Origin of the sequence: Burkholderia sp. E168m15, from assembly GCF_016586105.1 — a bacterium.
In the GTDB taxonomy this organism is placed as follows: Bacteria; Pseudomonadota; Gammaproteobacteria; order Burkholderiales; family Burkholderiaceae; genus Burkholderia; species Burkholderia orbicola.
Window position 1 is genome coordinate 66,044 of sequence record NZ_BCPO01000034.1, and the last position, 11,939, is coordinate 77,982.

Consider the following 11,939-nt stretch of genomic DNA (forward strand, 5'->3'; position numbering starts at 1 on the left):
GAGACAGAAGCGCATGAAAGCCCTGTTGTGTACCGCATTCGGCCCGATCGACCGCTTGCGCATCGAGGACGTCGCGATTCCCGAACCGGCTGCCGGGCAGGTCCGGATTCAGGTGAAGGCGGCATCGCTCAATTTTCCCGACGCGCTGATCGTCCAGGGGTTGTATCAGGTGAAACCGGCGCTGCCGTTTTCGCCGGGCGCCGAGTTCGCCGGCGTGATCGACGCGGTCGGCGAGGGCGTCACCGCGTGGCGGGTCGGCGATTCGGTGATGGCGTTTACCGGGCACGGCGGGTTCGCGCAGCAGTGCGTGGCCGATGCGCGGCAGCTCGCCGCGCTGCCGCCCGGCATGACGTTCGAGCAGGGCGCGGCGCTCGTGCTCGCCTACGGCACGTCGCTGCATGCGTTGCAGCAGCGTGCGCGCCTGCAGGCGGGCGAGACGCTGCTCGTGCTGGGCGCGGCCGGCGGCGTCGGGATCGCCGCGATCGAGATCGCGAAGGCGCTCGGTGCGCGCGTGATCGCGGCAGCGTCGAGCGCGGACAAGCTCGCGCTATGCCGTGAAGCGGGCGCCGACGAGACGATCGACTACGCGACCGAGGACCTGCGCCGCCGCGTGGACGAACTGACCGGCGGGCGCGGCGCCGACGTCGTCTACGATCCGGTGGGCGGCGCGTACAGCGAAGCGGCGCTGCGCGCGACCGCGTGGCGCGGCCGGTTCCTCGTGGTCGGTTTCGCGGCCGGCGAGATTCCGAAGATCGCGTTGAACCTTGCGCTGCTGAAGGAACGCGACATTCTCGGCGTGTTCTGGGGCGATGCGGTGCGGCGCGACCCGGCACAGCATGCCGCGAACATGCGGCTGCTCGCCGAATGGTTCGCAGCCGGCAAGGTGCGGCCCGCGATCACCGAGCGCGTGTCGCTGGACGGCGCGGCCGAGGCGATCGCGCGGATGGCGAACCGGCAGGTGAAGGGCAAGGTGGTGATTTTTCCGGACGCGTGATCGGGGCTCGCCGCGCGGCGATTCAATGCTGGCCGGGCGGCGGATTTTTCACGACGTCGGGCGCGGCGCGCGAGCTGCTGTAGAGCGTGGCGATCCGCTACACCGGCGCGCAATGTCGACCGGCGGTGAAACGGACAACGTGCGTTCTTCGTCAGCCGCTTCAATCCTTCGGCAGACGCAGCGTGTCGAGCGCATGCTGCGAGAACTCGACCCAGAATCGCTCGTTCGCGATGCCGGCCTGCAGCACCAGATGCTGCAGGCGCTTCGTGCGTGAATCGCCGGCCGCCGGGTCGCCGGTCGCCGTATCGCCGGGCGCCACAAAGTCACGCGCCTCGATCTGCAGATACAAGTCCAGCTTTTCCTGATGCAGCGCGATGCGCCGCCGGATCTCGTCCTCGAGGCCGGCCGGCCCGAGCACGGCTTCCGCACGCAGGCGCACCATCAACGCTTCGCGCAGCGGTGTCGGATCTTCCGGTTCGGCGATCCAGCGGCGCAATTCCTTCTTGCCGGCCGGCAGGATTCGATACGCACGCTTGCGGCCGCGGCCGGACTCGGCGGGCAGCGATTCGATCCAGCCCATTTCCTCGAGACGCCCGAGTTCGCGATAGATCTGCTGGTGCGTCGCCTGCCAGAAATAGCCGATCGAGCGATCGAAACGGTCGGCGAGCTCGGACCCCGAACCCGGGCGTTCGGCGAGGGCGGTGAGAAGCGCGTGCGGCAGGGACATGTCGAATCGGCGAAGGCTGCGGAATGAACCGCATCTTGCCATATCGGGGCCGCAGCACAAACGACGCGGGTGCTTTTATGCAACATGTTGCACAAACAAAGCCGACGAGCTACCATCAATGCAACTTGTTGCATAAACATGGAGACACCCGATGGCTTCCCGTTATCCGCATTTGACGACCCCGCTCGAACTCGGCTTCACGTCGCTCCGGAACCGCGTGTTGATGGGGTCGATGCACGTCGGCCTGGAGGAAGCGCCGAACGGTTTCGAGCGGATGGCCGCCTTCTATGCGGAGCGTGCGCGCGGCGAGGCCGGCCTGATCGTCACGGGCGGCTTCGCGCCGAACGAGCGCGGCCGTCCTGCGCCCGGCGGCGCGATGCTGACGACCGAAGCGGAAGCCGAACGCCATCGCGTCGTGACGCGTGCAGTGCAGGCCGAGGGCGGCAGGATCGCGTTGCAGATCCTGCATTTCGGGCGCTACGCGTATCACCCGGCGCTCGCGGCGCCCAGTGCGCTGAAGGCGCCGATCAACCGGTTTACGCCGCATGCGCTGACGAGCGACGAGGTCGACGAGACGATCGCCGATTTCGTGCGATGCGCGGCGCTCGCGCAGCATGCGGGCTACGACGGCGTGGAGATCATGGGGTCCGAGGGCTACCTGATCAACGAATTCATCGCCGCACGCACGAACCATCGCGACGATGCGTGGGGCGGCGCGTACGAGAACCGCATCCGTTTCGCGGTCGAGATCGTGCGGCGGGTGCGCGAGCGTGTCGGCACGAACTTCATCGTCATCTACCGGCTGTCGATGCTCGATCTCGTCGAAGGCGGCTCGACGCTCGACGAGGTGATCCGGCTCGCGCAGGCGATCGAGGCGGCGGGCGCGACGATCCTCAATACCGGCATCGGCTGGCACGAGGCGCGCATTCCGACCATCGCGACCAAGGTGCCGCGCGCCGCGTATGCGTGGGTGACGCGGCAACTGATGGGCAAGGTCGGCATCCCGCTCGTCGCGACCAACCGGATCAACACGCCGGAAGTCGCCGAGCAACTGCTCGCCGACGGCTATTGCGACATGGTGTCGATGGCGCGGCCGTTCCTTGCCGATGCCGAGTTCGTTCGCAAGGCGCGGGAAGGGCGCGCGGACGAAATCAACACGTGCATCGGCTGCAACCAGGCGTGCCTCGACCATACGTTCAGCGGCAGGATCACGTCGTGCCTCGTGAATCCGCGTGCGTGTCATGAAACCGAGCTCGTGATCCAGCCCGCGCCGCAGCGCAAGCGGATCGCGGTGGTCGGCGCCGGGCCGGCGGGCCTCGGCTTCGCGGTCACGGCGGCCGAACGCGGTCATGCGGTCACGCTGTACGAAGCGGGCGCCGAGATCGGCGGCCAGTTCAACATCGCGAAGAAGGTGCCCGGCAAGGAAGAGTTCAACGAGACGCTGCGCTATTTCCGTCGGCAGATCGAATTGCGCGGCATCGCGCTGCACGTCAACACGCGCGCGACCGCCGAGATGCTGTTGCAGGGCGAATTCGACGAAGTGGTGATCGCGACGGGCATCGTGCCGCGCACGCCGCCGATCGACGGCATCGGACATCCGAAAGCGCTCGGCTATCTCGACGTGCTGCGCGACGACAAGGCCGTGGGCCGCAGCGTCGCGATCGTCGGCGCGGGCGGCATCGGCTTCGACGTCGCCGAATATCTCGTTCATCGCGACGCTGGCGAACGTGTCGACGCTGACCGGTTCTTCAGCGAATGGGGTGTCGACCGGTCGTATGCGAATGCCGGCGGGCTGGGTGTCGCGCGGCCCGAGCCGGCGGCGCGGCACGTACATCTGCTGCAGCGCAAGGCGTCGAAGGTCGGCGACGGGCTCGGCAAGACCACCGGATGGATTCACCGTACGGCGCTGAAGGCGCGCGGCGTCGGGATGTCGTCGGCGGTCACGTACCGGCGCATCGACGATGAAGGTCTTCACGTGACGATCGACGGCGTCGAGCAGATGCTGCCGGTGGACAACGTGGTGATCTGCGCGGGGCAGGAGCCGTCGCGCGAGCTGGCGGAGCAACTGCAGGCAGCCGGATGCCGCGTGCATCTGATCGGCGGCGCATGCGAGGCCGCCGAACTCGATGCGAAGCGCGCGATTCACCAGGGCACGACGCTGGCCGCGACCCTTTGATACCGATTCGTTTCTTCCCCCGTCCAACCACGTTACTGGAGACTGCGATGACGCACTCGCCGCTGAATGTTCATCCCGCCGTCGCGAAATCGCTCGACGCATGGCACGCGATGGTCGAACGCAAGGATTTCGGCACGCTGGAATCGATCGTCCATCCGGACGCCACGTTCCGTTCGCCGATGGCGTTCAAGCCGTACGGGCCGGCACCCGCGCTGCTGATGGCGCTGCGCACGGTGATCACGATCCTCGAGAACTTCACGTATCACCGCCAGTTCGCGACCGACGACGGCAAGAGCGTCGTACTGGAGTTCGGCGCGACCATCGGCGACAAGGCGTTGAAGGGAATCGACATGATCCGCTTCGACGACGACGGCCGGATCGTCGACTTCGAGGTGATGATCCGGCCGTTCAATGCGCTGCAGGCGCTCGGCGCGGAGATGGGCGCGCGGCTCGGGCAGCAGTTGCCGGCGTTCAAGACCGGCGGTTGAGCGGGGTGGCGGCTAGCGTGCAACCGACTTGCGGCCGCGTTGCGGAGCCCCGCGCGCGAGGTTGTGCGCGGCCTCGACGAGGCGCGCGGCGGGCATGCGCGTGCGCGGATGCTCGCGTTCGCGGCACGTAACCGGCCGTAGCGCGACAAGTTCGACTTGCCGCTGTAGCCGCGCGGGGCGATAACTCAAGCTGTCGAAACCCTGACGGATCAAGTTGATATATTGTATCATCTGACGTTTTCGTCGCCGGCCGGCCGGGCTACCCGGGCCGGCCGCGTGCGGCGACACCAACGAAGATCGATACGACGTGACGAGAACCGGACATACCCCGGCGCGCGGGGCGCGGCGCCATGCCGCGCCGCGCCGGAACACGGGCGCCTGGCGCGCATGCGCGGCACGCAGTTGCACGACCTTGCTGGGCTGCGCGATGGCCACCACCGGCGCGCTGGCCGCCGAAGCTGCGGCGTCGGCGCCGGATGACCGGCACGCGCTGCCGGCGATCAACGTCACCGCGTCGTCCGCGCCGGCCGATCCGCTGACGCAACCGCTCGAAACGGGCTCGCGGCTCGGGCTTGCCAGTCTCGACACGCCCGCGAGCGTCGAAACCGTCACGGCCGACACGATCGACGCACGCGGCGATCGCACGGTGCTCGACGCGGTCACGCGCACGGCCGGCTTTGCGAGCGCGATCGCACCGGGCACCGGCGGCACCGCACTGAGCGTGCGCGGCTTCAGCGGGCAGGAATCGGTGATGACGCTGCTTGACGGCGTGCGGCTGATGCCGGCGGCCGGCACGATCACGTTTCCGTTCGACACGTGGTCGGTCGCGCGCATCGAGGTGCTGCGCGGCCCGGCATCGGTGCTGTACGGCGAAGGGGCGATCGGCGGAGTCGTGAACGTGGTGCCGAAGCGGCCGCAGCGCACGCGCGAGACGACGCTGCAGGCGGGCGTCGGCCCCGACGGCGCGAAGCGCTTCGCGTTCGATACGACGGGCGCGCTCGGCCCGCGGCTGTCGTACCGCTTCTACGCAAGCGATGCGCGTGCGAACGGTCTCGCCGAGCGGGCCGACACCCATACGACGGCCATCGGCGGCGCGCTGACATTCGACGTGAGCCCGCAGCTCACGCTGACGCTCGACTACGACTACGGGCGCCAGATGCCGGCGACCTACTATGGCGTGCCGGCGCCGCACGGCGTGCTCGATCCGTCGCTGCGCAAGCTGAACTACACGGTCGGCGACGCGACGATTTCGTACTACGACCAGTGGACGCGCCTGTCGGCCAGCTACCGGCCCGCGCCCGGCGTGACGATCAGCAACCAGCTCTACTACCTGACATCGAACCGTCACTGGCGTAACGCCGAGTCATATGTGCTCGACCTCGCGACGGGACGCGTCACGCGCGGCGACTATCTCGACATCGGCCATCATCAGCGGCAGATCGGCGATCGGCTGAGCGCGCGTTTCGACGGGATGCTGTTCGGTCGCGCGAACCGTTTCGTCGTCGGCACGGAATTCAGCCAGATCACGTTCAGCGGTACCAACAATTCGCCGTATGGTGGCGAAACGACGGTGCCCGCGCACGGCTTCGATCCTGGTGTGTTCACGAGCCCGGACCCGACCGTGCCGCAATTCAGCACGCGCGCACGGCAGGCGGCGGTATTCGCGGAGAACCGGCTCGAGGTGCTGCCGCGGCTCGCGTGGGTGAGCGGGCTGCGCTACGACCACATCGCGTTCAGTCGCGAGCAGGCGGCGACCGGCGCGGGCTTCGACAAGCGGTTCGCGAACGTCGGCTGGCGCACCGGTGTCGTGTTCGATATCGCGCCGGCGTTCACCGCCTATGCGCAGTACACGACGGGCGCGGAGGGCGTCGGCTCGCTCGTGACGCTGTCCGCGTCGCAGATGAACGTCCGGCTCGCGACCGGCGAACAGTGGGAAGCCGGGCTCAAGCAGACGCTGCTCGACGGGCGCGCGTACTGGACGGTCGCGGTGTACGACATCACGAAGCGCAACCTGCTCAGCACCGATCCGTTCAATCCGGCGCTGCGCCAGCAGGTCGGCCGGCAGTCGTCGCGCGGCGTCGATCTGACCGGCGGCGCGCGGCTGTCGCACGGCTGGACGATCGATGCGAACGTCGCGTTGCTGCGTGCGCGCTACGACGCATTCAACCAGACGGTCGGCGGCGCGACGGTGTCGCGGGCCGGCAACGTGCCGTCGGGCGTGCCGCAGCAGACCGCGAACCTGTGGCTCGGCTGGGCATTCGCCGAGCGCTGGCACGTGAATGCGGGCGTGCGTTACGTCGGCGCGACCTACGGCGACGATGCGAATCGCGTGCGGGTGCCGTCGTATACGGTGTTCGATGCGTCGCTGCGCTGGCAGCCGACGTCGCGCACCGAGCTCGCGCTGTATCTGCGCAATCTCGCGAACCGCACGTATGCGGTAACGACGTCGAACGGCGGCGAGCAATGGCTGCTCGGCCCGTCGCGCTCGGCGGAGCTCGTCGCGACGATGCGCTTCTAGGGCGGCACGACATGCGTCCCGTCAAACACATGCTCGACATCGAACGCGTGAGCTGGTCTCCCGGCGGCGCGGTCGACGTGCTCGATTCGGTGACGCTGACGGTGGCCGAAGGCGAGTTCGTCGGGCTGGTCGGCCCGAACGGCAGCGGCAAGACGAGCCTGCTGCGCTGCGTGTTCCGCTACGCGCGGCCCGACGCGGGCCGCGTCGCGCTCGACGCGCAGGACGTGTGGCGCATGCGGCCGCGCGCGGTCGCACAGCGCATCGCGGTGCTGCAGCAGGAAACGCCCGACGATTTCGGGCTGACGGTCGACGAGCTGGTCGGCATGGGCCGCACGCCGCACAAGCGGGCGTTCGATGCGGAGTCGGCCGACGACCGCCGGATCGTCGAATCCGCGCTGCACGATGTGGGCCTCGTCGAGCGTCGCGCGCAGCGTTTTGCGTCGCTGTCGGGCGGCGAGAAGCAGCGCGCGCTGCTGGCCCGCGCACTCGCGCAGCAGCCCGAACTGCTGTTGCTCGACGAACCGACCAACCATCTCGACCTGCGTCACCAGCTCGAACTGCTCGCGCGCGTGCGCCGCCTCGGCATCGCGACGCTCGCGACGATTCACGACCTCAATCTCGCGGCCGCGTATTGCGACCGGCTCCATGTGCTCGCGCACGGCCGCGTCGTCGCGTCCGGCGCGCCGGACGACGTGCTGACCGAAGCGCTGCTGCGCGACGTGTTCGGCGTCGCCGCGCTCGTCGATCGCCATCCCGCCACGGGCCGCCCGCGCATCACGCCGCTTCATCCGGAATGACCACCATGCCGTTTCCTCTCCTGTCTTTCGTCGCCCGCCGGCTGGTCGCAGCTGCCGTGCTCGGCGGCGCGGCCGCGCACGCGTTCGCCTATCCCGTCACCGTGCGCAGTTGCGATCGCGACGTGACGTTCGAGCGCGCACCGACGCGCGCGGTGAGCAACGACGTGAACCTGACCGAGATGATGCTCGCGCTCGGCCTGAAGGACCGGCTCGTCGGCTATACGGGCATCGGCGGCTGGAAGACGGGCACCGCGCGCGTGCGCGACGCGTTGCGCGGCGTGCCCGAACTGGCGAGCCAGTATCCGTCGCTGGAAGTGCTGGCCGCCGCGCGCGCCGATTTCTATCTCGCGGGCTGGAACTACGGGATGCACGTCGGCGGGCCGGTGACACCGGCGACGCTCGCGCCGTTCGGCATCCGCACCTACGAACTGACCGAATCGTGTTCGCACGTGATGAAGCAGTCGGCCGCGTCGTTCGACGACGTGTTCCGCGACCTGACCAATCTCGGTCGCATCTTCGGTGTCGATGCGCGCGCCGCGCAGGTCGTCGCCGGGATGCGCGCGCGGCTCGCGGCGGTGTCGCGCGCGATCGGGCGCCCGGCGCCGCTGCGCGTGTTCGTGTACGACAGCGGCACCGACAAGCCGATGACCGCGGGCGGGCTCGCGATGCCGACCGCGTTGCTCGCGGCGGCGGGCGCGCGCAACGTGATGGACGACCTGCCGCGCAGCTGGACGCAGGTGAGCTGGGAAAGCGTGGTCGCGCGCGATCCGCAGGTGATCGTGATCGTCGACTATTCGGCGGTCACGGCCGCGCAGAAGCAGCAGTTCCTGGCGGGCCAGCCGGCGCTCGCGCGCGTGGCCGCGATTCGCGAGCGGCGCTTCGTCGTGATTCCGTACGATGCCGCGACGCCCGGCCCGGAGAACGTCGCGGCGGTCGAGACGCTGGCCCGCGCGCTGTATCCGGCCGCATTCGCCGGAGCGGCACGATGAGCGTGCGCGGGCAGGCGGCGCGGCTCGACATGCGCGTGGTGCTGCCGGGGCTGGCCGTGCTGCTGATCGTGTCGATCGTCGTGTCGGCCGCGTTCGGTCCCGCGCCGATCGCGATGCCGGCCGCGGTGCGGATCGTCGCCGCGCACGTCGCGTCGGCGTTCGGCGGCGCCGATGCGTTTGCGGCGGCGCCGGGCAACGACAGCATCGTGTGGCTGATCCGGATGCCGCGTGCGCTGCTGGCCGCGCTCGTCGGCGCGACGCTGGCGACGGTCGGTGTCGCGTTGCAGGCGGCGACCGCGAACCGCCTGGCCGATCCGCACCTGCTCGGCGTAAGCGCGGGCGCGATGCTCGGCGCGATCGCGGTCACGGTGGTGGCCGGCGCGGCGTTCGGTCCGTTCACGCTGTCGGCCGCCGCGTTTGCAGGGGCGCTCGCGGCGACCGCGTGCGTGGTCGCGCTCGCTTACCGGAGCGGCCGGCTCGAATCGGACCGGCTGCTGCTCGCGGGCGTGTCGGTGTCGTTCATGATGGCCGCGTTCGGCAACCTGCTGCTGTATCTCGGCGACCAGCGCGCCGCGTCGTCGGTGCTGTTCTGGATGCTCGGCGGCGTCGGGCTCGCGCGCTGGGACCTGCTGCCGGTGCCGACCGTGTGCGCGGTGCTCGCCGGCGGCGCGCTCCATGCGCGCCGACGCGAACTGAATGCGCTGATGTCGGGCGACGTCGCCGCCGCGTCGCTCGGCGTGCCGAGCGCGCGGATGCGGCGCGAGGTGTTCGTCGTCGCGTCGTTCGCGACGGGCGCGATGGTCGCGGTGAGCGGCGCGATCGGCTTCGTCGGGCTCGTGACGCCGCATCTGTGCCGTCGCGTCGTCGGCGCGGAGCACGGCCGGCTGCTGCCGGTCGCCGCGCTGGCCGGCGCGATCCTGCTCGTGTGGGCCGATGTCGCCGCGCGCACGCTCGCGGCGCCGGAGGACCTGCCGATCGGCATCGTGACCGCGCTGTTCGGCAGCCTGTTCTTCGTCGCGCTGTTGCGCCGGCGCTGAGCGAAGGCGCGGTCACGCGGGGGCGGGTAGGCGCCCGCCGCCGTTTTCATCGAAGCGGGACGACCGTGCCCGTGCCGCTGCGGCGGCGCGCATCGGCATGCGTGCTTTCCACGTGCTGCGCGACGTCGAACAGACTGTCCGGCAGCGCACGCACGGGCAGCGTGATCACGAAGCGCGCGCCGCCGAGCGGCGAATCCTCGAGCCGCACGTCGCCGCCGTGCACCTGCGCGACGCGCCGCACGATCGCGAGCCCGAGCCCGAAACCGCCGGTCTGACGGTCGCGGCTCGAATCCAGCCGCTGGAACGGCTCGAACACGCGGGCGCGTTCGGCGGCCGGAATGCCGGGGCCATCGTCGTCGACGCTCAGCACGAGCGCGCCGGACGGGTCGCGGGTCGCGGCCAGCACGACCTTGCGCGACGCATAGCGGGCGCCGTTGCGAATCAGGTTCAGCAGCGCGCGGGCGACGAGCTTCGGATCGCAGACGTGGGTCGCGGGCGCGTCGAACGTCGACACGTCGAGCGCGATGCCGCGATCGGCGATGTCGTCCGCGACGTTGCCGGCGACGCTGTCGATCAGCGCATCGACGACGACTTCCATCGGCGCGAGCTCGCTCGCACCCTGTTCGAGCCGGCCGATCGTCAGCAACTCGGTGACGAGCTCGTCGAGTTCGCGCACGTCGCGTCGCAGCGCGTCGCGGCGCTCGCGCATCCGGCCCGTCTCGTCGGCGTCGGCGAGCAGCGCGAGCCCGAATTCGAGCCGGGCGAGCGGCGTTTTCAGTTCATGCGAGATGCCGTGCATCATTTCGCGCTGCTGCTTGATCGACGCCTCGATACGCGCGGCCATGTCGTTGAACTGCTGCGACAGCTCGTAGATGTTCGACTTGCCCGACAGCTTCACGCGTGTCGACAGCATTCCGGCGCCGAACGCGCGCGCGGCATCCTGCAGCCGGCGAATGTCGCGCCAGTGATAGTGAATCCACAGCACGACCGCGAACAGCGTCGCGAGCGCGAGCAGCATGTACGCATAGATCCGGATGTCGAGGTCGGGCGCTTCGATCGGGCGGGCATGCAGCACCGAGCCGTCCGCGAGCGGCATGTAGTAATCCTTGCCGTTGTAGCTGATCGCGATCCTGCCGGCATCGAGATCGCGCAACGGCGCGCCGCTCAGTTGCGCACGCGCGTCGGCCATCGACATGAAGCCGAATCCTTCGCGGCCATGCAGCGCGAGTTCGCGCAATGCGAGCTCGCGCTGCGCGCCCGGATGGCGTTCGAGGTAGTCGTTCAGCACGAACGAATAGGTCGTCAGCGAATCGCGCTGCGCCTGCGCGCCGCGTTCATAGAAGATCCGGTCGAACGACAGCTGGATGAAGATGATCGACGCACCGACGAACAGGATCACGACGAGGTACAACCGGAGCAACGGGCGCAGCATTTACTCGTCCCACGCAGAAGGGCTGAACAGGTAGCCGCGACCCCAGATCGTCTTGATCTTGTGCGGCTCCGATGACGCATCCTCGAAGCGGCGGCGCAGCTTCGAGATGCCGGAATCGACCGAGCGGTCGAGCCCGTCGAATTCGATCCCGCGCAACTGCTTCAGGATGTCGTCGCGGCTCAGCACGGTGCCGGCCGCACGCGCGAGGATCAGCAGCAGGTTGAATTCGGCGGTCTTCAGCTCGACCGGCTCGCCGCGCCACGTGACGGTGCGGTTCGGCGGCGAAATGGCGAGCTCGCCGAAGACGAGCGCGTCGGGCGCGACCGCAGGCGCTTCCGCCGCGGCCGGCTGCGCGCGGCGCAACAGCGCGCGGGCGCGGGCGACGAGCACGCGCGGCTCGATCGGCTTCGTCACGTAGTCGTCGGCGCCCGTCTCGAGCCCGGCGACCTGGTCGTACACGTCCGCGCGCGCGGTCAGGATCAGCACCGGGACGTTGGTGAACGCACGGATGCGCCGGCAGACTTCCATGCCGTCGAGATTCGGCAGCATCAGGTCGAGGATCACGAGGGCCGGCTGGTGCTCGCGCACCGCCGCGACGGCGAGATCGCCGCGCCGCACGACCGTCACCGCGAATTCATAGCCGTCGAGGTATTCGCGGACGAGCTGCGCGAGGCGATCGTCGTCCTCGATCAGCAGCACACGGTATTTGAGTGGAACTTCGTTCATGGACTCCTCGGGATGCACGCGCCATCTCCCACCCGGCAGACCGATGCGCGGCGCG

General features: G+C 69.4%; 10 protein-coding genes. 7 read left to right on the forward strand and 3 right to left on the reverse strand.

The genetic code is table 11. The annotated features are described in order from the left end of the window. Positions 1 to 13: 13 nt before the first annotated feature. Positions 14 to 994, forward strand: a complete 981-nt coding sequence (locus JMF86_RS06305) for an NADPH:quinone oxidoreductase family protein (protein ID WP_011545125.1) — start codon at positions 14 to 16, stop codon at positions 992 to 994. Between the two features lie 160 nt (positions 995 to 1,154). On the opposite strand, the gene JMF86_RS06310 is transcribed toward JMF86_RS06305, so the two are convergent. Then, a complete protein-coding gene (locus tag JMF86_RS06310; RefSeq protein ID WP_041489186.1) occupies positions 1,155 to 1,721 on the reverse strand; it encodes a PadR family transcriptional regulator in 567 nt (188 codons plus the stop codon). A 151-nt stretch (positions 1,722 to 1,872) separates the two neighbouring features. Here JMF86_RS06310 and JMF86_RS06315 point away from each other — a divergent pair, with 151 nt between their 5' ends. From JMF86_RS06315 to JMF86_RS06340, 6 genes are all read left to right on the forward strand, one after another. Further along, complete coding sequence (locus JMF86_RS06315) at positions 1,873 to 3,897, forward strand: FAD-dependent oxidoreductase (protein WP_011545127.1); 2,025 nt, start codon at positions 1,873 to 1,875, stop codon at positions 3,895 to 3,897. 47 nt (positions 3,898 to 3,944) lie between these two features. Beyond that, a complete protein-coding gene (locus JMF86_RS06320; protein ID WP_011545128.1) occupies positions 3,945 to 4,385 on the forward strand; it encodes a nuclear transport factor 2 family protein in 441 nt (146 codons plus the stop codon). A gap of 427 nt (positions 4,386 to 4,812) precedes the next feature. Then, on the forward strand, positions 4,813 to 6,903 hold the full coding sequence (locus JMF86_RS06325) for a TonB-dependent siderophore receptor (protein WP_011545130.1): 2,091 nt from the start codon (positions 4,813 to 4,815) through the stop codon (positions 6,901 to 6,903). Positions 6,904 to 6,914: 11 nt separating this feature from the next. Continuing rightward, complete coding sequence (locus tag JMF86_RS06330; protein WP_011545131.1) at positions 6,915 to 7,700, forward strand: ABC transporter ATP-binding protein; 786 nt, start codon at positions 6,915 to 6,917, stop codon at positions 7,698 to 7,700. Then, a complete protein-coding gene (locus JMF86_RS06335) occupies positions 7,697 to 8,689 on the forward strand; it encodes an ABC transporter substrate-binding protein (RefSeq protein ID WP_011545132.1) in 993 nt (330 codons plus the stop codon). The genes JMF86_RS06330 and JMF86_RS06335 overlap by 4 nt, the downstream gene beginning before the upstream one ends. Beyond that, positions 8,686 to 9,726 (forward strand): iron ABC transporter permease, encoded by a 1,041-nt coding sequence (locus tag JMF86_RS06340; RefSeq protein ID WP_011545133.1) that lies wholly within the window; start codon positions 8,686 to 8,688, stop codon positions 9,724 to 9,726. The genes JMF86_RS06335 and JMF86_RS06340 overlap by 4 nt, the downstream gene beginning before the upstream one ends. A 46-nt stretch (positions 9,727 to 9,772) precedes the next feature. On the opposite strand, the gene JMF86_RS06345 is transcribed toward JMF86_RS06340, so the two are convergent. Further along, the gene (locus JMF86_RS06345; RefSeq protein ID WP_011694270.1) at positions 9,773 to 11,158 is read right to left on the reverse strand and encodes an ATP-binding protein; all 1,386 of its coding nucleotides are present in this window, start codon (positions 11,156 to 11,158) and stop codon (positions 9,773 to 9,775) included. Further along, the gene (locus JMF86_RS06350) at positions 11,159 to 11,884 is read right to left on the reverse strand and encodes a response regulator (RefSeq protein WP_011545135.1); all 726 of its coding nucleotides are present in this window, start codon (positions 11,882 to 11,884) and stop codon (positions 11,159 to 11,161) included. Positions 11,885 to 11,939: the final 55 nt, after the last annotated feature.

Coding starts and splice junctions, on each gene's coding strand:
- JMF86_RS06340 (WP_011545133.1), top strand. CDS start 8,686: ATGAGCGTGCGCGGGCAGGCGGCGCGGCTCGACATGCGCGTGGTGCTG.
- JMF86_RS06325 (WP_011545130.1), top strand. CDS start 4,813: ATGGCCACCACCGGCGCGCTGGCCGCCGAAGCTGCGGCGTCGGCGCCG.
- JMF86_RS06310 (WP_041489186.1), bottom strand. CDS start 1,721: ATGTCCCTGCCGCACGCGCTTCTCACCGCCCTCGCCGAACGCCCGGGT.
- JMF86_RS06350 (WP_011545135.1), bottom strand. CDS start 11,884: ATGAACGAAGTTCCACTCAAATACCGTGTGCTGCTGATCGAGGACGAC.
- JMF86_RS06305 (WP_011545125.1), top strand. CDS start 14: ATGAAAGCCCTGTTGTGTACCGCATTCGGCCCGATCGACCGCTTGCGC.
- JMF86_RS06315 (WP_011545127.1), top strand. CDS start 1,873: ATGGCTTCCCGTTATCCGCATTTGACGACCCCGCTCGAACTCGGCTTC.
- JMF86_RS06335 (WP_011545132.1), top strand. CDS start 7,697: ATGACCACCATGCCGTTTCCTCTCCTGTCTTTCGTCGCCCGCCGGCTG.
- JMF86_RS06320 (WP_011545128.1), top strand. CDS start 3,945: ATGACGCACTCGCCGCTGAATGTTCATCCCGCCGTCGCGAAATCGCTC.
- JMF86_RS06330 (WP_011545131.1), top strand. CDS start 6,915: ATGCGTCCCGTCAAACACATGCTCGACATCGAACGCGTGAGCTGGTCT.
- JMF86_RS06345 (WP_011694270.1), bottom strand. CDS start 11,158: ATGCTGCGCCCGTTGCTCCGGTTGTACCTCGTCGTGATCCTGTTCGTC.